Source organism: Microcoleus sp. S36b_A4 (assembly GCF_036700645.1).
Lineage (GTDB): Bacteria > Cyanobacteriota > Cyanobacteriia > Cyanobacteriales > Microcoleaceae > Microcoleus.
Genome location: NZ_JAUBPI010000013.1, coordinates 24238 through 47843 on the forward strand (window position 1 = coordinate 24238; position 23606 = coordinate 47843).

Sequence of the window (23606 nt, forward strand, 5' to 3'; positions counted from 1 at the left end):
AGTGAATAAATCCTGACTTATATAAAATCCAGACTTGCAAATTCCTCAACTTTTTGAGACTCGATTAAAAAGGGCCATTTGGCTAAATCTAGTTTTTCCTGTTGGCGATTCAACCAAATTGCATTTAATCCTGCCTTTTTAGCACCACAATAATCTGCTTTGAAGCTGTCGCCGATATGCAAAACGTTTTCCGCAATGCAGTTGTGCTTTTGCAAAGCTGCGGTAAAAATTTGAGAGTCTGGTTTTGCTGCACCAACTTCGGTAGAAATTGTCACTGATGTGAAATATTCTGCTAAATTTAGTGCTTTTAATACTGCATAAATTCTGGAATCGAAATTCGATACTACTGCTAATTCAATTCCTTGTTGCTGCCACTTATTTAAGGCTGGAAATACGTCGGGATAGACGAACCAAGGTTCGGCGGTGGCAAAATGAGCGTATAGTTCGACAAAGAATTTGGGAAAGTCTGAAAACTCGTGGAAAATGCCTGCTATTTGGAATGCTTTTGCGGAAACTGTTTGCCACCACTCAAATTCTAATTGGGGAATTTTTGCCGCTTCTATCCCTGGAAATGCCATTGGACTTGCTGAGGCGAAGCTTTGGGAAAATGCTGCATTTAACTCTTCACTCTTAACTGTTACTCCAAACCTGTGGGCTATTTGTCCGTATACCTCGCCGACGCTACCGCGAACATCAAATAGTGTACCGGCGGCATCGAGAAAAATAATTTTGGTCATTTGAGAAGAAAAAGGGAAGAGGAAAGAGGACTTATCGCACATCCGGTTGCATCGGAATGATTTAACCACAGAGGACACAGAGAACACGGAGGAAAAGAAGAGAAGAGAAGAGAAAAGAGATTTGAATGATTCCTTCTTTCTTCTTCCTTTTTCTTTTTTCCTTCTAATTAGTTGTTTGCGGATTCACCACACCAGAATGATTGGCAATGTTGTCCCCAGGTTCAAATCTGCCTCCTAAATATTTGGCTAGGAATTCTTCGGCGATCGCATAAAAGTGCAGGCGATTTTCGGGGCGCGCAAATCCGTGTCCTTCGTCTGTATAAAGCACGTATTCTACAGGTTTGCCGGCTTGCTTCATGGCATTGACAATTTGCTCGCTTTCTGCTACTTTCACTCGCGGGTCGTTAGCACCTTGGGCGATTAGCAAAGGTTTCTGGATGCGATCGACAAAAGATAAGGGGGAGATCGATTTCAGAAACTCTGGTTCTGTTTCCAAATTGCCGACGCGGTGATACAGACTTGCTTTTCTCGGTTCCCAGTAAGGGGGAATCGTTTGCAGCAGTGTAATCAAATTGCTTGGCCCGACAATATCGACGGCGCAGGCAAAAACATCGGGACTAAAAGTCAATCCCGCTAAGGCGGCATAACCACCGTAAGAACCGCCCATAATCGCAATTTTATCTGGTTGGGAAATTCCTGTTTCTACCAGCCAATTAACCCCATCTAGCAAGTCGTCGTGCATCTTAGCGGCCCATTCGCGATTGCCGGCATTGAGAAAGGCTTTGCCGTAGCCGGTGGAACCGCGAAAATTGATTTGCAAAACGGCGTAACCTCGGTTTGCCAGCCATTGGGCTTGTGGGTTGTAACCCCAGGTATCGCGTGCCCAGGGGCCACCGTGTACTAGCAAGACTGTCGGTACGGGTGTGGCGACACCAACCGGTTTTGTCAGGTAGCCGTGAATGGTTAAACCATCTCTTGCGGTGTAAGAAATGGGTTCCATTGATGATAGTGGTAGCCCTTCGAGTTTGGGTTGATTGCTGAACAGAAATGTGAAAGTTTTGGAAGTGCGATCGTACACATAGTAGTAAACTGGGCCGTCGTCTGTCCTGTAAGCGATTAGCCAAGTGGTATCGGCGAGGTTCCGGCTGGTAATGGAGAATTCGCCGGGGCGAAATTTGCCGAGTTCCTCAAAATCCTCTGCTATGCTTTGGTCTAAAATCTGCCACTCTTGCTTGTCTTTGTAGAACGAAACCGCCTGAATCTCTCGTTTGGTGGGGTGTACGACAATGTTGCCGACATCGTATTCTGGGTCAGAGGCGAGATCGGTTTCTTGTTTGGTTTCTAAGTCTAATGCGATTAAACGTTTGGCGTTAGCATCATGATTGCCGATGATGTAAAGAATTTTGCCGTTTTCTGAGAACATGACGGCACCGCCTTCGTCGTCGGGGCCCCAGCTTCGCAGGCTTTCCCAAGACTTGTCCGCAGTTTCCCGAAACACCAATTCTGAGCCGCCATCGGCAGTTGTGGCTGTGGCCGCCCGCACTTGGAATTGGGCGTCAGCAGCCCAACCGACGATGCTACCTGGGTTGTCGGTGTCGAGTTCAACGGCACCGTTTTGCAGGTTGATGCGGTAAACATCGTGTTTGCGCCGATCGCGGATGTTCATTCCCACTAATATTTCATTGGGGAAGTTGCGGTCAAGGGCAATCAGATGAGCTCGAACACCTTGAAATGGTGTCAAGTCGCGAACCAGATTTGACTGAATATTGACTGAGAATAAATGCCAGTTTTCATCACCATCAATATCTTGCTGATAAATGAGATCTTCGCCGCTGTACGTCCAGTAAAAGATGCGAATGCCTCGTTTTTTATCGGCTGTCAGTTGGCGGTCATCTGCTTGACCTACGGTACGGAGTCGCACTTGCAAGACGTTGTGTTCATCGGGTGCAATGTAGGCGAGATACTTGCCGTCGGGTGAAAGTTGGGGGCGGGTTTTTTCAGGATTTCCGAACAGAATCTCCCGCTGTATCAACGGTGGAATTTCAGTTTTTGGCTGTTGAAATGTGGAATTTTGCATTTTTTCTCCTGCCTAATATTCTCTGAATCTACACTCCGATAGAAAAAACCAGGTTTTTACCAAATATGCGCGTAGTAGTGAAGTATTTTTGTGAAAAACCCGGTTTCGGAACCGCCCTCATAAGTCCTACAATCAATAATAAACCGTCAACTGTCAACAGTTAACAGTCTACAATCAACTAACTTTTAAGCAAATCCTGAATCGGCTTGCTAATCCAATTGAAACCCACTTTTAGCTGATGATCAAATGTTGGCATTCGATAGAGATAGGCTAGGCGGCGAGCAATGTGGGCTAGTTGTCCGTCGAGTTTAATTCCTAAACCGGCGAGGGTGGCGTTGTCATTTCCTAATGTCATCATTTCTCCTAGCGGCTGGTACCGGAAAGGAAGTAATGGGCGATCGGTGAGGGATGCCCAAATGTTCCAGGCGGTGTAGTCAGCTTGCTGGAAGGCTGTTTGGGCTGTTCCGGGGACTTTTTGATTAGTTGCATCGTGGCATTCAGCTAAGTCTCCCAAGGCAAATATATCTGGATGGTCGATAATTTGCATTTGCGAATTGACTATTAATTGACCGCGGCGGTTTTGTTTGAGGGGTAGCGATCGCACTGCTTGACTAACTTGAGTTCCTACTGTCCACAGAACTATGTCTACGGGAAGAACATCTAATTGTCCTTTGTAAAGTAAAGATATTGTGTCCGATCCGATCGCCTCTACTGCTGTTTCTAAGTCGATCCACACTTGCCGTTTTTCTAAAGCTTTGCTGGCGGCTTCGCGGTTAAACTCCGGCGATGTCCGCAGAATCATGTCGCTTTGCTCAACTAACCGGACGCGACCTTTGTCTCCGAGTCGATCGGCTAATTTACAAGCTAATTCTACTCCTGAATAACCGGCGCCGACGATCGCAACCCGAATTTTGTCGTTGTTGCTGGCTTCTAAAAACCGCAGTCTTTCTTCTAAGCGGTAGGCGTCGTCGAGAGTGCGAAATGAGTAAGCGTATTCAACGGCACCTTTGACCAGATCTAGGGGGGTTTCGCCGCCTAAAGCTAAAACCAGGCGATCGCACGGAATTTCTGGCCCGTCGTGCAACTGCACTCGCTTTTGCTCCACATCAATGCCGGAGACAGTACCTTGACAAAAGCGCACGCCTGTGGTTTCCAATAGTTCGGCAAATGGTGGAGCAATTTCCCAGGTTTGGAGTTCGCCGGTCACGAGTTCGTAGAGCAGGGGAACGAACAAAAATCGATCGCGGCGGTCAACTAGGACAATTTCTGGTTTTTGGGTTCTGGAGAAGGGTAACTGACTCAAGCGCAGGGCTGTGTAGAGTCCGCCGAAGCCTCCGCCGAGAATACAAATCCGGGGTTGTTGTTGAGTCATGGTGTTTTGTTTGAGGGGCTCACGGTAGCAAGGAAACTTATCTTATTCTAACGAGAGTGAGGGAGTGGGTAAGGGAGACTGGGAGACTGGGAGACTGGGAGACTGGGAGACTGGGAAAATCTTCCCTCTTTCCTTTGAACATCAACATCCATCTGTTAAACCCGTTAAACTCACACCTAGAGCATCATTCTCAATAAGCTTTTTATGGGCGGACTCTTCGGCCCAACCCCTACTCCCCATAAGAAAATGCACTTGTTGTGGAACAGGCCCGAAAGGCCTGTTAAGCGAGAATGGTGATCGGGGCGTGAGTTAAATCCATTAAATCCGTTACACAATGCCTTTCCGAACTATTTTCTATATCTATAGCCTTGATTAGCTTTACCTATTACCCGCCCTCAAATTTTCTGAAGGTTCGCAGAACTAATTTTGTACTATATTAGTTTATATCGAATTATTTCGCACATTAAATTCACTTTTTATAGGGTCATCTACTCTACCACTTGCCCCCGCACTCACAAGTGAAAAAAAAACCATGCAAACTTCTTCCAATTCTTCTAAATTTAAGAACGGCGATCACAATAACGAAGACGGCTCATCTTTGTTAAAAAGCGAAGAACGATATAAAAATTTAGTAGCTAATATTCCCGGTGCTGTCTACCGCTGTACCTGCGAGTATACGGACGACGGGGAATTAACACGGACAATGGCGTTTTTGAGCGAGGCTGTTCAAGAAATATCAGGCTATCCCTCTTCTGATTTTATCAACGATCGCGTCCGTTCCTTGGCAAGCATTATCCATCCTCAAGACCGGAAAAAGGTGGATGCTACTGTGAAAAAAAGCGTAGCAACCAGAACTTCGTACATCCTTGAATACCGGATTGTCCGGGCGGACGGCGGAATTAGCTGGGTTTACGAAAAAGGCAAAGCTATTTGCTGCGAGGCGGAGGAGGATAGAGGAAAACAAGAAGGACAAGGGGAAATTGAGGGCTTTTTGTCGGCTGTGGTTTCGCCGGTATCCCAGATCGCAAATTCTCTGTATCGGGTTGTCTATCTCGACGGAGTGATTTTGGATATTAGTGAGCGAAAGCGCACTGAAGAAGACCTGCGAAACACTCAAGATTTTCTGAATGCGGTACTGCAAAATCTGCCAGTTAGCGTCTTTATTAAAGATGCTGTGGAACAAAGATTTATTTATTGGAATAAAGCTAGCGAAGAATTATTTGGCTATTCGAGGGATGAAGTGCTGGGAAACAATGCTGCTGAATTGTTGGAGCCAGAGCAGGCTAATTACTTGCAAGCACAAGATTTAGAATTATTCGCAAGACACAAAGGCGTCGATTTGCCAGAAGAAATCATCCAACTTCCGCGCCGAGGAAAGCGAATTTTGCACACTAAAAAAGTTCCTTTGTTTGACGATTCTGGCGCGCCTAAGTATATTCTGGGTATTGCTCAAGATATTACGGAAAGCAAAAAAACAGAAACAGAATTGTCGCGCTTGGCTATTGTGGCTCAAAAAACGCAAAATGGTGTGATTATTACTGATGCTCAAGGCTGCATTGAATGGGTGAATGAAGGATTTACTCGGATTAGCGGTTACGTGCTGGCAGAAATGCAGGGAAAAAAACCGGGTGATGTGCTGCAAGGCCCTCAAACAGACCCCCTAACTATTGCTCAACTGCGATCGGCTTTGGCAACGGGACAGTTGTTTAATCAGGAAATTTACAATTACAGCAAGGATGGAAAGGGTTATTGGGTGGCGCTTTCCATCGCTCCAATTTTTCAAGAAAATGGGGAACTCGAAGGTTTTATTGCGGTGCAAACTGATATTACCGATCGCAAGCAAGCAGAGGCAACAGTCAGGGAAAGTGAGAGTTATTACCGCTGCATTGTCGAGACGGCTTCGGAGGGTGTTTGGATGTTTGACAGCGAAAGTATCACGACTTTTGCTAACTCTCGGATGGCCGAAATGCTGGGGTATACTGTGGAGGAAATGCTGGGGCGATCGCTATTTGAGTTTATTGACGGAGAATCCAGGGAAATAGCAGAAACTTATGTCAAGCGCAGGCGAGAAGGCATTCGCGAACGCCACGATTTTAAGTTTACTCGAAAAGACGGATCTCACTTGTGGGCGATCGTGTCGGCGACACCGATGTTCGACGCTGAGGGCAAATTTTCAGGCGTGTTGCGGATGATTACCGATATTAGCGATCGCAAACAAGCAGAAGCCGAATTGCGCCAAACTCTCAAAGAGTTGGAATTTGAAAAATTTGCTTTGGATCAATCGGCAATTGTCTCGAATACCGACGAATTCGGAGCCATTACCTATGTCAACGATCAATTTTGCGAACAATTTAAATATTCCCGAGAAGAACTGATCGGCAAAACCCACAGACTTGTCAATTCTGGCTATCATTCAGCCGACTTTTTCAAGCAGCTTTGGTCAACCATCCGCCAGGGAAAAGTTTGGCGAGGAGAAATGAAAAATCAAGCTAAAGACGGTACATTATTTTGGTTGGATACTACGATTGTACCTTTCTTAAATACGAACGGCGAACCCCATCAATATGTAGCAATTCGTAAAGATATTACCGATCGCAAACACGCAGAAGAAGCAGTGCAGCTTTCCGAAAGTCAATTGAGGACTAAAAATCAAGAATTGGCAAAAGCCCTGCGGGACGTGCATAAAACTCAAAGCATGATGGTTCAGAATGAAAAAATGGTAAGTTTGGGGCAATTAGTCGCTGGCGTTGCTCACGAAATCAACAATCCAGTTAGCTTTATTTATGGCAACGTCATGCACGCTGACGATTACTTTAAAGACTTGCTAAAAATGCTGCAACTTTACCAGCAGGAATACCCACACCCAACACCGGCAATTAAACAAGAAATAAATGATATCGATTTGAATTTCCTGCTCAGAGATTTGCCGAAGCTATTAAATTCGATGAAAATGGGAGCCGAGCGAATTCGCCAAATTGTGCTGTCACTGAAGAATTTTTCGCGATTAGATGAATCCGAACAAAAACAGGTGGATATTCACGAAGGGATTGAAAGCACTTTGTTGATTTTGCAGCACAGGTTGAAAGAAACGGCAGGGCGTCCTAAAATTGTGCTGCTCAAAGAGTTCGGCAATTTGCCCCGCGTACAGTGTTATGCAGGACAGTTGAATCAGGTTTTCATGAATATTATTGGCAATGCAATTGATGCTTTGGAAGAGGCCATGGAGACTGGACAGTGGGCAGAGGGACAACTGGCGCCTATTCCTTATTGTCCTTCGCCGACGCTGCGGATTTGTACGGATGTAAAATATGAACAGGATGCTTTGATGCAAGCAGATTCTGCTGTTTCTGATGATTCAATGCGGCATCCTTCTCATATTGTGATTCGGATTGCTGACAACGGGCCGGGGATTCCGATAGATGTTCACAAAAGGCTGTTCGATCCGTTTTTTACTACGAAAGAACCTGGTAAAGGTACTGGTTTAGGGCTGTCTATCAGCTATCAAATTGTGGTGGAAAAACACGGCGGGCTGCTTAAGTGCGATTCTGCACCGGGTCAAGGGACGGAATTTGCGATCGAGATTCCTGTAGTCAGTAGTCAGTAGTCAGTAGTCAGTAGTCAGTAGTCAGTAGTCAGTAGTCAGTAGTCAGTAGTCAGTAGTCAGTTGGCAGTAGTCATTAGTCAACAGTCAACAGTCAACAGTCAACAGTCAACAGTCAACAGTCAACAGTCAACTAATGAAATATAACGTAATTTATGACGGCAATTGCAATCTCTGCGTTACCTTGGTACAGTTACTAGAAACCTTAGACCAAGGCCAGAATTTTGAGTATATTCCCATGCAAGATTTAGAGCAATTAAATCGCTTTGGGATTACGTCTGGAGACTGCGAAATGGGGATGATTTTGATAGATGGCAACACCCCAGAACGTCGCTGGCAAGGCAGCAATGCGGCGGAGGAAATCGGACGGATATTGCCTGCTGGCGAGGTGTTTGTGGCTGCTTATCGGGCAATGCCGGGGATGAAGTGGATGGGCGATCGCGTGTACGAACAAGTCCGCGATAACCGCTATACTTTGTTTGGCAAGCGATCGACTACTTACAAATCTGTTTATCCGGTTGGCTGTAGGTCGATCGACAATTGCGATAATAGCAAGGACTAAAGTCCTTAGTACAAACAGGTTCGCAGTGAAAACTGAACTCCTCAAAAAGATTAATTAAACAAATCGAATATCTGCTGGCAAAAGTCTTTGAGTTTTTGGGCCGACTCCACCGCAGGTTCGGTTGGGCCGAGAAAATTCCAATTCTCCACAGTAGAAAAGTGCCACTGTTGACCGCTATGATCGTAACCGGCTGCCTCAACTCCGATCGCCCGCCGATATCCTTCCACCGGATCTTGGTAAAATCGGATTTGAATCAAAATGCTGCGGCTTTGCAGCAAGCGGCTTCTACCGGGAAAATGGAAGCCAATGTCGATCGAATCTGGATCTACAAGTTCTCTGGTATCCTGGTCATTCATCCAAGGTTTCAAATCGACTTTTGCATCCGGGAATCCGGACTTGAATAAATTAACAACCGCAGCAATTTTGCTGGCAACTTCTATATTTTTGGCTTGTTCGGCAGCGTTCACTCGAAAAACTCCTATCAAATATAGTTATTACATTTAGCTAATAATGTAACTGCATACTGCCGAATGTAGACTGTGAACAGCGGACTTTTTCAGAAATAATTAGGCATTGACAAATTTTCATATATGTGTTGTGCTGTTTTTATCCGAGTCTCGCTCCCCCTAAATCCCCCTTAAAAAGGGGACTTTGAGCAGGCTCTTGTCCCACCCTTATTAAAGGAGGTTAGGGGGGATCTGCGGGTTTTAAAACACGCCATAGTTCCATAATTCTAATTCAGGGGAAGGGCGATCGCAAATTCCGAACCTTCTCCCAGCACCGATTCGCAAGTTAGTTTACCGCCGTGGGTTTCTTCCACAATTTGCCTGCTGATAGACAACCCCAAACCCGTACCTTTTCCTACTCCTTTGGTAGTAAATAAATGGTCAAATATTTTCGACTTGAGCTCCGATGACATCCCTTGACCGTTATCTTTGATTTTAATCACCACGCTGTTGCTATCCTCCGAGACTTGAGTGATAATGGCGATCGTATTCGGTAAACCTTCAATTTCAGCGTAAGTGCGACCTTCATTGAATTCGTCAAAACACTCGATCGCATTTGCCAGCAAATTCATAAATACCTGATTCAGTTGCCCAAAATAACATTTAACTGGCGGGATATCTCCGTATTCTTTGATAATTTTAATCGCGGGGCGAGTATCTTTAGCTTTCAGACGATACTGTAAAATCATCAAAGTGCTATCGATGCCCTCATGAATATTTGCTGACACTTTATTCGCACTGTCAGCGCGGGAAAAAGTTCGCAAAGACTTGCTAATATTGCGGATTCGCTCTGTACCTGATTTCATAGATAAAAGCATTTTCGGCAAATCTTCAATCAAATATTCTAAATCAATCTCCGATGCTTTATCCTGTAATTCATCTCCAGGATTAGGAAATTTTTCTTGGTAAAGTTGTAAGCAATCAATCAAATCTAAGCTCGCCTCAGCAGCAGCATCAAGATTGCCCGCAATAAAACCAAGCGGATTGTTAATTTCGTGAGCCACCCCTGCAATCAAGTTGCCGAGAGCCGACATTTTTTCGCTTTGAATCAGTTGCAGTTGCGCCTGTTGCAATTCATTGAAAGATTTTTCTAACTGTTGAGATTTTTCTTTCTCCCGCGCGTACAAACCAGCATTTGCTACAGCAATAGCAACTTGAGAAATTAACACTTTGAATACTTCTACTCTCTCTGCTGTAAAAGCTCCTACTGTCAAAGCATTTTCTAAATAAATTATTCCGCGCCCCTGAGATTGATAAATAATCGGCAAACAGAGAATTGATTTGGGTTGATATTTCTGAATGTAGGTATCTACATTAAAAGGTTCGGCGACAGTCGCATTGTCTAAAACTAGATGCTTTTGGCTGCGCTGTACGTAATTAATCACAGACAGGGGTACATCTTCACTATTTTCTAGGGGAATAGAGGGTAAAAGTGTGACGGTATCCTCCGCATGAGTGCCAGTAGCTTCTATGCAGAGGATATCGTTTTTCAGCAGCAGTAGCACTACTTTTTGAGCCGCCGCATTTTCTAAAATAATTTTGATTAATTTGGTCAACAATTTTTCTAGAACAATTTCACCGTTAATGGCTTCCGCCGACTTAATAAAAGTAGCTAAGTCTAATAAATCGCCTAAACTACTACTGGTAGTATTTCCCGTGGCAGTGCGGGTGACATCGAGAGTTGGGGTTGGAAGTGTGCGCGTCTGTGCTGCTAAGAAAGGATGTGTTGATTCTAAATGTTTAACTTTAGCTATGGCTCCCCAATGGATATATCCATAATAGGCTTTAGTCAGGTATGCTTGCGAAACTATCTCTTTACCCAAAGCTTGATAAAAATCTCCTGCTAATTCATACGCTAATGCTTCCTCTTGAATGTAACCGTTTTTGGCTGCTCCCTCAATTGCGCGATCGTACAATTCCATTGCTTGGGTATTTTGCCCCAACACTCGCGCTGTTTCCGCTGCTACTAAGTCGTATTTGTGTTGATAATTCATCGGAGCATTAACTGCCCATTTTTTCATCTTCTTTTGGTTTTGCAGCACTTTTTCCAAATATTGCTTTTGTTCTCTTTTGCCAGTTGCTGGATACAAAGCTATGATACTGAGAGAGGAGTAAAAATTATTCAGAGCAACCACATCAAATCCGGCTACAGACTCCTCATGTTTCTCAAATAATCTTGAATTTTCTAATGCTTGCGCGTAGTTTCTGAAGAGAAAATTAAGCTGAGTTTTGGCATTATAAACCAACCCAACTAAAAAAAAGTTTTTACATTCTATTAAAATGGGGAGCGTTTTAACTTCATTAAATCTCTCACCGACTAAATGACATGGTTCGACAGTTTGACCGCGCAAATTGAGGCCTGTCTGCCTAGCTATACTTATATACTGTACAGCCATTTCAAGTTGAGATTGCTGCATTAGTTTCATATATTTACCAGTCTCCTGATCCACCAAATCAAGAGGCTCTCCTATCGACAGTTTGTTTAAGCAATATGCACCTATAGCATAACCAGCAAATTCCAACTCTCCAGTTTCCATCCCAGTTTTAAAACCTTCTTTGAGATCGCCTAATCCTGACTTGAGAGCAGCTTTCCAGTGGTGAATAAAAGAACCAAATGTTGCATAAACTCTACTTTTGATTGAACGGGAAGGAAATTTGTCTAACAGCCTAATTGCCAGTTGACCGAATTGGTATGCCAAACTAATGTTCCCTAGCTTGCACATAACTACGCCATAATAAACGTAGGCAATACTTGCATAAGGCGAATTACCGTATTTAATACACAGCTTGACCATCCTAAATGCCAGCAGCGGTATCAGTGGAGGTTTTGCCTGAATAGCACTGCTGAGAATCCCTGATAAAATCCGCATGGCTGCTTTTTTTTCGGGATCAATCATTTCTGGCAAGTTAGCTAAATCCTCAATTCGTTTCAATCCCAAGCTCAGTTTTGTATTACTCAGTCCCGCCATAATATGTAGCGCGTGGGGATTTTGAGGAAAAGAAATGCCTAACAGTTTCAGCACTTCTAGTCCTGTATTGAGTGCTTCTATCACTCTATTTTGAGCGTTATAAGACTGGATTTGAAGTTCGTAAACATTCACTTTTTCCAGTAAGTTTTTAGAGTTTTGAAGTACAATGTCAACCATCTTTTTTGAAGCTTCATAATTAATATTTAAATATTCAGCTTCGGCTGTTGACTCGTAAATTGCTAACGTTAATTCATAGTGACTTTGCCAAGAATCCGCAGGCAATAATTCCATGGCAACCCGCAAATACCTAACAGCAGCTTCATAGGCAGCAGCCGCTTTGGCCTTGTGTCCAGCAGTTAAATTTAATTGTGCCAACTGAGTTTTTTCTGACTGTTGGCTAATCGTTTCAATTCCGACATTCAATTGATTGACGATATCAAAGATGTTTTCCTCTAGCTTGTCGGAGGGAGTATTCTGTAACAGTAATTGACCGATTTTTAAATGGGTGGATTGCTTTTGGTCTTGGGGAATTAGCGAATAAGCCGCTTGCTGAACGCGATCGTGCAAAAATCTATAACTAACCCGCGAAGTGTCTAACTTAAGATTGATTGATTCGGCTCGATCGAAAACTAAAGGAATGCGATAAGCATCGCTCAATGGCAGAATTAACCCGGCTTGCAAAGCTGAATAAAGTTCAGTTGCTGTCGTATTAGCTGACTTTTTGCTAACAAGTGACAGCACATCTAGAGCAAATTTATCTCCCACGCAAGCTGCTAGCTTCAAAACTTCTTGCGTGGCTGCGGGCAGCTTTTCAATGCGAGAAGCTACCAGTTCTACCACACTTTTATCTGTGATTCCAATGGCTTGGATTTCATCGATACTCCAATACCAACCACTTTGATTTTCTTCATTTGTAAGGTGATTAAATTTAAATTTCAAAAGAGAGTCTTGATAAAGTGCTTGGAGTAATTGAGTCAAGAAAAAAGGATTTCCGCACGTTTTATTCCAGATTAAATCCGCGAGATTGGTTACTTTTTTTGTGCAAGTGTTCAGTGTTTCAGTGACTAATTCTGTCACCTTTGCTAAATCCAGAGGTTGCAACACGATATTGTTGACTCTTGTACCAGTTTTTTCAATTTCTTCTACAGTCTGAATCAAGGGGTGGGTCGGACTAACTTCATTGTCTCGATAGGCACCGATTAGCAACAAATATTCCTGGTCAGGGTCAGTTATCAGTATTTGCATCAACTTTAATGTTGCTGAATCTGCCCACTGCAAATCGTCTAAAAAGATAACTAGGGGGTGTTCTTTTTGGGCGAAAACGCGAATAAATTCTTTGAATACTCGATTGAATCGATTTTGGGATTCTACAGGGGCTAGTTCTGGGACTTCTGGCTGTTTGCCGATGATTAATTCAACTTTTGGAATTACGTCGGCAATTACTTGACCGTCTGTTCCCACTGCTGTTAAAATTTTAGTGCGCCATATTTCTAATGAAAGTGCACTTTCTGTTAGCAATTGCCGCAGCAATGAGTTAAATGCTTGGATTAATGAGGCATAAGGAATGTTGCGTTTTAACTGGTCAAATTTGCCGCTGATGAAGTAACCTTTTGACCTGGTAATAGGTTTACTGATTTCGTTGACTACGGCTGATTTACCGATGCCTGAGTAGCCTGATACTAGCATTAATTCGCTGCTTCCTGATGGGGGCAATTTTTGTTCAAAGCTAGCTATTTTTTCTTCTGACAAATTGTTAGCCAAGCCCCCTCTTACACGTTCAAACGCTGCTAGCAATTCATTAACCTGATTTTCCCTACCGTACAATTTTTGGGGTATCAACAACTGGCTGAGAATATCTAAGCGTCCGGGGATGAAGTCGGCAATTTGTCCGTTGATTTCTAACTGATGCAAAGAAATTTCTAAGTCGGCTAACAATCCGGACGCACTTTGATATCTATCTTCGGCATTCTTGGCTATCAATTTCATCACTATCTCTGAGATAGCGACAGGTATTTCTGAATTGATTTGATGGGGATATATTGGTTGAACGGCGATGTGGCTATAAACTATTTCTAAGGGGTCGTTGCTGCAGAAAGGCAATTTTCCTGTCAGCATTTCATATAATGTGATCCCAAGGGAATAAAAGTCTGTGCGGTAGTCGAGGGTGCGGTTCATTCTCCCGGTTTGTTCGGGGGACATATAGGCTAATGTGCCTTCGACTGAGTTGGGATTGTTAAATTGCGGGTTTTCTTTATTGAGTTTTGTAGCAATGCCGAAGTCGGTGAGTTTTACTTGTTTTGTTTGCGAGTTAATTATGATGTTGCTGGGTTTAATGTCTTTGTGAATAATGTGCTGAAAATGCAGGTATTGTAAGGCTTTTACTATTTGGATGGCGATGTTTAAATTTGCTTGCAGGCTCAAGGTTTCTCTTTCCAGCAGTTGGGCCAGGGATTCGCCGCCAAAGTCTTCTAAAACGATTCCTAATCGGTGGTCAAATGTCTCGAGACTGATGGCTTTGACGATTTGTTCGCTGTCTAAATTTTGGCGGATTTGATATTCGTGTTTGAGCCTGGTAATGGCTTCGAGGGTGGGATATTCGGCTTTGAGGACTTTGAGAATTGCTGGGGGCGCGTCTGTCGGTGTTTGTCCGCGATAGATTATTGTTTCGACGCCTTCGTGCAGAGTAGAATTTATTTGGTATTTGGATAAGGTTAACATCACTTAAGTTATAAATTACAGGAGCTAATTATCATTAGCTTAACACTACTTAATCTTAATCTTGTGTGATTCCGATCGTGTATTGGGCGATTCCCAATCACACGGAATATACACTAAGTGAAAATGTGGGCTTGGTCGTTGGTGTCAACAAGCATCTTAAATGTAATCTCGGTCTTGTGTGTGAGTCCCGAATGCTTTCGCTGCAGCGTTGTTCATGGGGATAGGAGCGATCGCACTCTGTGTCAAACAGGAGGAGATGGGAGCGATCGCACTGGGCCTTAAACAGGCAATTGAACGGGTTCTCAATCGCTGACTACTGTAACTTCACAGATAGTAGCAATAGATTCCGGTTCAGGTAAAATACGCACGCGGGCGAATTTTAAACCGCTGACTCCTTGGAGTGATTCTACCATACCAGTCTGAACTTTTGGCTCTACCCAACCTTCGCGAGACAAGTAGCGCAAGTATTGTTGGTACTCTTCCCATTCGTCTTCGGTTGAATAAACTACCGTTAACATTCCTGGCTGGGTAATTCGCTCTTGTGCGTCTTTGTCAACGGCTTTTTCTATCCGCTTTTTGACGAGTTCATAGCGGATGTCGCGAGTGCCTTTGACATCAAACATTTTTTCGGTGTTTTCGTTGTGAAAAATGTCGATAGTCGTATTCTGTACTAATACTAAATGTGCGAGTTCCATGTTGATTTGAGACTCGGCTTGCAGGCGAAAAACTGTGCGGCCACAGTCGCAAATTGCTCGCAGTTGTTCGTACCGCAAACTGTGTAGGTGAAACTGGCTGAATGTGGGGTCGATCGATTTTCCTGCATAAATCATGTGATCGATGCCGTCGGTGCATTCGATGTCGCAGTAGTGGGGCAAAATTTGCTGCATTTTTTCTTGCCAGCGGGCCCAGGTTTCTTGGAGTTTGGTGCTGATTAGGTTCAACATTTGGTCGTAGCGGTTGCGATCGCTATAAACGCAGTTGTGTTCGTTTTCACAGGCTGCTTGGTAAGCTTCAACGGCTGCCTGAACCTTGGGTCCGCACTGCACAAAATAGTCAAAATATACTTCTAAATGCTCGTTTAAATACTCGGCTGCTCGCACCTCCATATCGACTGTTACTTTTTGTTTTAAATGCTCGATGTAGTCGAGCAAGTCGAGCCGCAATTGCGCGCCGAGGTGGGTAGTTTGTGTTTGGCAAACGGCATCAGCTATGGCTAAACCTAAGCGGAATTGCTCGAGCAAATCAGTTTGAATGGCTCGGTTTCTTTCGTCGCTAGAACCGCGAATGTCCGAAATTCCGTACAGCGGATGAACATCAGCAAATACGATTGTTTCTGGGGGCAGTCCCCAACTTCGCCTTTCTGCTTCTTGGGCGAACCGCCACTCGACTGCGGGGTGGATGTTGTGAATGTGGGTAAACCGCTCCTGGATGGCTTGCCGCAGGGCTGCAATGAAGGCGGGAATGAGTTCTTGGGCGTGTTGAGCGTCAATGCCGTTGAAGTGGTTTGGCCGATCGCACAACAGCCCCACAACACCCAAAATCCGCACCCCGCACCCCTCACGGGTGACGGATTTGACTACCAGGGGCACCAGCAGCATCGATCGAGTTCCCATTCTCCGCAAAGTTCGATCGCACTCGGTTTCGCACTCCCTACGCAAGTCTGGCACATTCCAAACTTGATTTGCTGCTGTGGCCTTCAAAAAGTGAGAAGCTTCTAGGGAGTGCATTGAATAAAGAATCGGCTGCAAATGTTGGCCGTCTTTCGCAACTAATAGCTGTACTTGTTCGCCGTCGGGGCGCAGCAGCAAAGTGCCGTCAGCATTGAAGAGCGATCGCAAACACCGATCGATTTTCTCAAATTTGTCTGGCCGCAACATCGAATCTTGATCGATCAATAACTGAGTCAGCCGCCGAATTTGCTCCTGCACGGTGACATCAAAACCTTCTAGCAGCAGCAAGCCTTCTACGCGATAATTATCCAACTGCAATCGATCGGCTAAATTCTCTAGTTGATTTGGCTGCATCAGCCAAGCTTCTCGTTCCGCAACAGGCATTAATCTTAAAGAAACATCCGCAAATTCATCTATTTTTGAGTTAATTCGAGTAATTTTTAACTGTTCCGAACCCAGCCAAAACTCTATAAATCTTGGTTCTCGATGTTTGGGGTTTTTTACACTCGCCGTGACAGGTTCGTCTAGCACTCGTAAACCGTCGATGTCAATTTGATAATATTGCTTAAATACCCAGTGCAAAATGTGGCGACGGTACAATTGTTCTGCTGTTTTGCCCCCCCAATCCTCGAACAGTTCCAGCAGAGTGAGGTGGGTTTCTGCAAACCAACCGTTGGTAGATTGAGTTGCCAAAGACGTTTCCTCCCAACCCGCCAAGCGACACAATGCCGCGTTAGCATAACGCAGGGCAAAAGTTCCCGGTTCCACTACTGCGATTAAAACGCGGCGGTCGCCAAAAAATTGAAACAATCGCTGTAAATCTTGTTTCCACGTTTTCAAGGGTTCAATTTCTGAAGATTGACTGGGTACTTTGCCCGCCAAAGCTTCCAGTAGCTGTTCTATACTTGGTTCGCTGGGCAGATTGTTACTGTCTGGCTTTGTTGGGACGATATCTGTCACTGGCAGTGATTTTACGGAGTTGTTGTTTTGATGGGAAGAGGATTTAGGAGTAGACATGAGTAAAACACCTGAAAGCAGTGGATTTTGCCAAAGAATATCAGCGATCGGCGATTATGACTTTGTAAAGAGCTTATATCCTGTTTGTAAAGTTTGTGTATGGGTATCGGAAACTGGGTTTTTTCTCGGAGGATGGGCCCAGGGACTTTTACTTTTATTCACAAACAACCTCTCAGTCTCGACGTTATAGGTGATATTAACGTGTTTACTGCCTGGGGGGTAACACCCATTATAAGCGGTAGACTGTAGCGGATAGTGTCAGCAACTAATGCTATTTGACTCAAAGGCGAGATCTATAGCAGGTTTGGGTTGAATGAAGCACAGCCCTGGTAATTGGTAATTGGGAATTGGGAATTGGTAACTTATACGATCGCCTAGCCGAAGTATTGGTAATTGGTAATTGGCTATAGCAATCCTTGCAGGAGTCGTAAACTTTTTACCCCACCCCAACCCTCCCCTTATCAAGGGGAGGGAGTAAGAAATTCACAAATGATTGAGGATTGCTATATAGACCAACAGGTTGCTTGTCATTAATTGAGAAAATAAAAGTTGCATCCAAAATCCCAAGATCCTTGCGATTTGGCAAGGAAATAATTAAAATGTATAATACAGCTAACAGGATTTTTGAAAGGACATAGTTATGGCTTTAACGGTTAACAATCTCATTGCCGATGTGACGGGATTTCCTGTATTTGCTGGGGGTGGCCCACGTCTTTTGGGATTCGCTACACCCGATGAGATTAACGTAGGGAATGGAAATTTGTCGTCTTTTCCCTGGGGAGTTTGGGGACTCGACGGCAACGATACTATAGGAGGTTCGTCGGATTCTAACGAACGGCTGTTAGGAAATAACGGCAATGATATTATCGGTGGTGGTGGCGGAAATGACATAATTTACGGCGGGAAAGAGGACGATCGCCTGGATGGAAATGATGGCAACGACGTAGTTAGGGGCGACGCCGGAAATGACCTTATCTTCGGAGGGTTCGGGAACGATATCCTGCGGGGAGGGCAAGGAGACGACGATTTATTCGGCAATGAGGGCAACGATTTCTTAGCGGGCGATCGGGGAGTTGACGTGCTCACGGGAGGCCTCGGTGCTGACATATTCGTGCTCAGAAGCAACGAGGAAGCATTTGGTATAAATGGAGCAGATGTCATTACCGATTTTAACTTTGACGAGGGCGATCGCATCGGTTTGACGGACGGTTTAACAGAACTAGACCTTTTCTTTGAAGACGACAATTTGATTGCTTACGATAACGACGGAATTATCAATGACATGGTGATTGAAAACATAATTAATGGACAAATTGTGGGGGTAGTTTTAAATACCAACAGCTTTGAACTTACGGGTGCATTTGAACAAGCGAGTCCGTTTGCATTGGCAGTTAATGGTTCTCAATTCCAGTTTTTAGCTTAGTTCCGGGTAGGGGACACGGCAGTGCAGTGTCCCCTACAGATAGGGGGCAATCTATCTATACGCAACCGTACTTTGCAAAATTGATATTAAAACAGTTCTTCCTTTAAATGTTTTTTAGGCTAATCTAAAAGTAGAAATTAAAAATCGGGGAATGTAAGTAGTAGTTCCGAATTAATTACACAATATTTCTACTGAAACCCTTGCCTAGCAAGGAGTCTTTATGTAATTAATTTTGTGTGGTTACTTATATATAGCGTTTCTCAGTCAAATGAGGTACATTTTTAGAGCTAAAATCCTTAATGGATAAGGATTGGTTGTACCTGATCAGCTAAGGAAACGCTATATTGTATCCGCTCAATAATTTGGGGCGGACTACCCACTAAGGAACGATTTTGCGTCATTTGACGTGCATCGTTGAGCGATTTACCCCGGATTATTGAGCGGATACATAAAAACCAACATCAAATAACTTCAAAACATCCAAATATAAAAACAATCGCCCTTCTACATAAAAGAGCGATCGGCTGTTTTTTGGGAAAGGGCGATCGCTTCAAATCTATAATCAAGCAAACAGCAAGTTTTCTACTAGAGTTTTAGGTTCTGGCAGAGATTTACCATCTACCTGATATTCTTCAACTAAAAGCTCTAATACCTCTACTGCATTCTGCAAAGCTTCTTCGTAGGTATTTCCATGAGTGTGGAACTGCTGAGATGGAAAATCAGGTAAATGAACTAGGTAGCAGTTATCTTCATCCGACCATTGAATAACAATTATATAAGGTAATTTCATGATTCAGGTTCATCTTCTTCAATTGCTTTTAATATTCCAATTTTTCGATTAACTTCTCTCTCTAAATACAGTTTCGCATCATCGCCATCATTTCCAGCAATGGTAATTGGTTCATGATAGTAGTAAAGGATGAACCCATCTTGTATGGCTGCCTTTTGCCGAACGATAAGTAAACCCAGCTTTTAGTAGTAGGCTTTTGGGTTCTCGAATCTTTTTGGGCATAAGCAGACATTAAAATTGTCGCAAGGTGACGGAAATACTTTAATCATATTCCCGAAAGTACGGTTTGTCAAAACGTACCCTACTACATGAATTTGAAATAGTTTCAGCATCAATCCGCGTTCCTCAGCGGTTAGAAAATAAAAACATTCAACTTTCAGCAAAACCCCAATCCAAAAACTCCCATTTAGCCTAAAATTAAAAATACTGACTAGCCTAAATTGCCCTATGTTTGAAGCCCTTGCCGATCGACTCGAATCCACCTGGAAAAAACTGCGCGGACAAAATAAAATCTCCGAGTCCAACATCCAAGACGCGCTCAAAGAAGTCCGCCGCGCCCTCCTGGAAGCCGATGTCAACCTCCAAGTCGTCAAAAACTTCATCTCAGAGGTAGCGGCAAAAGCACAAGGCGCAGAAGTCGTTTCAGGCGTCCGTCCCGACCAACAATTCATCAAAATCGTTCACGACGAACTCGTGCGTGTCATGGGGGAAACCAACGTACCCCTCGCCACCGCCGAATCCGGGCCCACAGTGATCCTGATGGCAGGTTTGCAAGGAACCGGGAAAACCACCGCCACCGCCAAACTAGCGCTGCACCTCCGCAAACAAAATCGTACCGCACTGCTAGTCGCAACCGACATTTATCGACCAGCCGCGATCGACCAATTGCTGACCCTCGGCAAACAAATCGACGTACCCGTATTTGAATTAGGCAAAGACATTGACCCCGTAGAAATTGCCCGCCAAGGCATCGAACACGGCAAACAAATCGGCATCGATACCATCATCGTCGATACCGCAGGTCGCCTGCAAATCGACCAAGACATGATGGCCGAATTGGGCCGCATCAAACAAACAGTACAACCCCACGAAACGCTGTTAGTTGTTGATGCCATGACCGGCCAAGAAGCAGCCAATTTAACCCGCACCTTTCACGAACAAATCGGCATTACCGGCGCAATCTTAACCAAATTAGACGGCGACAGCCGCGGCGGTGCAGCCTTATCCGTGCGGCAAATATCCGGCGCGCCGATTAAATTTGTCGGAGTCGGCGAAAAAGTGGAAGCATTGCAACCATTTTATCCCGATCGCATGGCATCTAGAATACTCGGCATGGGCGATGTCTTGACGCTAGTAGAAAGAGCGCAAGAAGAATTTGACATCGCCGATGCCGAGAAAATGCAAGAGAAAATGCTTACGGCAAAGTTTGACTTTACCGACTTTCTCAAGCAAACCAGACTGTTAAAAAACATGGGTTCCCTCGGCGGCATCATGAAAATGATTCCGGGGATGAACAAACTTTCAGACGAACAAATGCGGCAGGGAGAAGTGCAGCTAAAACGCACCGAAGCCATGATTAATTCCATGACAGTTGAAGAACGCCGCAATCCCGAACTTTTAGCAAGTTCTCCATCCCGCCGCCGCCGCATCGGCAAAGGCGCAGGCTATGCTGAAAACGACGTAACTAAGCTGGTCAGCGATTTTCAGAAAATGCGTACAATGATGCAGCAAATGAGTCAAGGCAACTTTACAGGAATGGGAGGATTGCCGGGAATGCCGGGAATGCCGGGAATGGGTGGCCCCGGAATGCAGCCCGGTTCCCGTGGCTATATGGGAGCCCAGCAGAAGAAGAAAAAGAAAAAAGATAAGCCAAAAAAAGGTTTCGGACAGTTGTAAAAAGCATCAAACTTATTACACGATTGTCAAAAATTTGTAGGGGCGGGTTCACCAAAAATAATTGCCTAAAACCGATAATCTCGTAAACCCGCCCCACCCCCCCGCGATAGTTCTTATTTAGCTCTTTTCTTGTTACCGATTTCAATCTAAAAAAGCCTGTAATTAAATATGGTACAAACAATTACTCAATCAGAAATCATATCTATAGAATTGCCAAACGCGATCGGACTTCTTGTCAGTAGCCAGCAATTCGAGGCCCTAGCATTGGCCAATCCCGGTTTGAGATTAGAGAGAAATGTATAAGGAGAGTAGGCTTTTGCGGCTTTCCTAGAAGAGATTCATAAAATTTATTGGGGCTAAACTAGATGACTGGCTAGCTTACTACCCCTACTTTTATGCCTAATAGTTCGGTTGCCTTTTCGCTGTCTACAGGCTTAGAAAATAAATATCCTTGCCCCAACTCACACCCCAACTCTCGCAGTTTCTGTAGCTGTGTTGGCGTTTCTATGCCTTCTGCCACAATATCCATACCTCGGCTGCGAGCCAGCGTCACAATTGTCTGGATAATTTCTACGCCACTGTTGTCTGAGCCAATGCGGCTCACAAAAGACCGGTCAATCTTTAAGGTATCAATGGGAAACTCATGTAAGCGACTTAAAGAAGAGTACCCCGTGCCAAAGTCATCGATACACAACAGAATGCCTAGAGCCTTTAGCTGCTTCAACATCTTTTCTTCTCTGGATACTGTTTCCAAAATGCAACTTTCAGTAATCTCTAGTTTGAGACGGTAGCTGGGAAAGCCAGTCTGCTGCAAAATCTCCTCAATTCGATTGAGTAGGTTTGCTTGCTTGAGCTGCACGGGGGAAAGATTGACATTAATCGCCAAGGGAGGTGTTTGGGGAAACTGTTGCTGCCAAATACTAATCTGGTGACAAGCTTCCTGCAAAACAAACCACCCCAATTCATTGATCAAACCAGTTTCTTCAGCCACAGGAATAAACTCAGCAGGCGGGTAGATGATGCCAGATGGGTGATGCCATCGCACCAAAGCTTCAAAGCCACTCAGTTGCCCCGTAGAAAGGGAGACAATTGGCTGGTAGTGAACGCAAAATTCTTGTAGCGCCATTGCCCTTCTCAAGTCGTTCTCCAACTGCAAGCGCGTCATCGCCACAGTTTGCATAGCTGGATCGAAAATTTCGTAACGCCCTCTACCTTGAGCTTTAGCATAATACATAGCAATATCCGCATCTCTGAGTACGTCTTCTGGGCGCTCGTAACCCATTGTGCTAACGATAATTCCAATGCTGATCTCGGTAAATACTTCATATTCATTCAAATTAAACGGCTGCCTTAATTGATTTTGGATGCGTTCAGCCACCCTATTTGGTTCATCTATATCTTTAATATCTTCCAGCAATATCACAAATTCATCTCCTCCAAACCGCGCAACTGCATCTGTATGCCGTAAACAAAGTTGCAATTGACGAGCAACGCTTTTTAGTAATTGATCCCCAACTAAATGTCCGAGGCTATCATTCACTACTTTAAAGCGATCTAGGTCAATAAATAGCACTGCATATAGATAATCTTCATGTCTGTACGACAAGTCGATCGCCTGTTGCAGCCGATTCATAAACCAAGCGCGGTTAGGCAACTCCGTTAGCGCGTCGTGAAAAGCATAATGTCCTAATTTTTGTTCTCTTTCCAACAACTGAACTTGAGCCTGTTGAAGCTCGTTGCAGGCTTGTCTAAGTTCAGCCGTTTGAGAAGCCACCCGTTCCTCTAACTCAGAAGTGAGTTTCTGCAAAGCCATTTCCGCCTCTTTTCGCGCTTCAATTTCCTGTTTAAGAAGCACATTGTGCTCTTCCAGCGTCTTGGTCAAATTTCGCAGTCTCAGGTGTAGTTGCACGCGGGCTAGGACTTCCTCTTGCTGAAAGGGTTTGGTGATATAATCTACTGCCCCCATTGACAAACCTTTAACCTTATCCACGCGCTCCGTAAGAGCTGTCATAAAAATCACAGGGATATCTTTCGTTGCCACCGATGCTTTTAAGCGGTAGCAGGTCTCAAAGCCATCCATCCCCGGCATCATCACATCTAACAATATGATATTTGGCGAAACTTCTTGTAACTTCTCAATAGCACTTTCCCCATCCTTAGCTACTAAAACCTTGAAGCCTGACTCCTTCAAAAAATCGAACAGAAGTTTAAGGTTATTCGGGTTATCGTCAACAATTAAAATTACATTGTCTTTTTGGTTAAGCATTT

13 protein-coding genes are annotated in these 23606 nt (G+C 44.3%); 5 read left to right on the forward strand and 8 right to left on the reverse strand.

Annotated features, from left to right (window positions below):
• Positions 1-17: 17 nt before the first annotated feature.
• The 3 genes from QUA03_RS06365 to QUA03_RS06375 form a co-directional block, all read right to left on the reverse strand.
• Complete coding sequence (locus QUA03_RS06365) at positions 18-737, reverse strand: HAD-IA family hydrolase (RefSeq protein WP_333210620.1); 720 nt, start codon at positions 735-737, stop codon at positions 18-20.
• A 163-nt stretch (positions 738-900) separates the two neighbouring features.
• Positions 901-2814 (reverse strand): S9 family peptidase, encoded by a 1914-nt coding sequence (locus QUA03_RS06370; protein WP_333210622.1) that lies wholly within the window; start codon positions 2812-2814, stop codon positions 901-903.
• 178 nt (positions 2815-2992) lie between these two features.
• A complete protein-coding gene (locus QUA03_RS06375) occupies positions 2993-4186 on the reverse strand; it encodes an NAD(P)/FAD-dependent oxidoreductase (protein WP_333210624.1) in 1194 nt (397 codons plus the stop codon).
• Between the two features lie 532 nt (positions 4187-4718).
• Here QUA03_RS06375 and QUA03_RS06380 point away from each other — a divergent pair.
• The gene (locus QUA03_RS06380; protein ID WP_333210625.1) at positions 4719-7790 is read left to right on the forward strand and encodes a PAS domain S-box protein; all 3072 of its coding nucleotides are present in this window, start codon (positions 4719-4721) and stop codon (positions 7788-7790) included.
• A 133-nt stretch (positions 7791-7923) separates the two neighbouring features.
• Entirely contained in the window at positions 7924-8349 is a 426-nt protein-coding gene (locus QUA03_RS06385; protein WP_333210626.1) for a DCC1-like thiol-disulfide oxidoreductase family protein, read from the forward strand.
• A 50-nt stretch (positions 8350-8399) separates the two neighbouring features.
• On the opposite strand, the gene QUA03_RS06390 is transcribed toward QUA03_RS06385, so the two are convergent.
• The 3 genes from QUA03_RS06390 to QUA03_RS06400 form a co-directional block, all read right to left on the reverse strand.
• Positions 8400-8816 (reverse strand): hypothetical protein, encoded by a 417-nt coding sequence (locus QUA03_RS06390; protein ID WP_333210628.1) that lies wholly within the window; start codon positions 8814-8816, stop codon positions 8400-8402.
• A gap of 266 nt (positions 8817-9082) precedes the next feature.
• A complete protein-coding gene (locus QUA03_RS06395) occupies positions 9083-14542 on the reverse strand; it encodes an AAA family ATPase (RefSeq protein ID WP_333210630.1) in 5460 nt (1819 codons plus the stop codon).
• Positions 14543-14844: 302 nt separating this feature from the next.
• Entirely contained in the window at positions 14845-17229 is a 2385-nt protein-coding gene (locus QUA03_RS06400) for a GAF domain-containing protein (protein WP_333210631.1), read from the reverse strand.
• 640 nt (positions 17230-17869) lie between these two features.
• On the opposite strand from QUA03_RS06400, the gene QUA03_RS06405 reads away from it, so the two are divergent.
• The gene (locus QUA03_RS06405) at positions 17870-18652 is read left to right on the forward strand and encodes a calcium-binding protein (RefSeq protein ID WP_333210633.1); all 783 of its coding nucleotides are present in this window, start codon (positions 17870-17872) and stop codon (positions 18650-18652) included.
• 562 nt (positions 18653-19214) lie between these two features.
• On the opposite strand, the gene QUA03_RS06410 is transcribed toward QUA03_RS06405, so the two are convergent.
• Positions 19215-19442, reverse strand: coding sequence for a type II toxin-antitoxin system HicB family antitoxin (locus tag QUA03_RS06410; protein WP_333210635.1), 228 nt, complete (start codon positions 19440-19442; stop codon positions 19215-19217).
• Between the two features lie 447 nt (positions 19443-19889).
• Between QUA03_RS06410 and ffh the strand changes: the two genes are divergently transcribed.
• Entirely contained in the window at positions 19890-21338 is a 1449-nt protein-coding gene (gene ffh / locus QUA03_RS06420; protein WP_333210636.1) for a signal recognition particle protein, read from the forward strand.
• A gap of 168 nt (positions 21339-21506) precedes the next feature.
• Positions 21507-21641 (forward strand): hypothetical protein, encoded by a 135-nt coding sequence (locus QUA03_RS06425; RefSeq protein ID WP_333210638.1) that lies wholly within the window; start codon positions 21507-21509, stop codon positions 21639-21641.
• 70 nt (positions 21642-21711) lie between these two features.
• On the opposite strand, the gene QUA03_RS06430 is transcribed toward QUA03_RS06425, so the two are convergent.
• Positions 21712-23604 (reverse strand): EAL domain-containing protein, encoded by a 1893-nt coding sequence (locus QUA03_RS06430; protein WP_333210640.1) that lies wholly within the window; start codon positions 23602-23604, stop codon positions 21712-21714.
• Positions 23605-23606 lie beyond the last annotated feature (2 nt).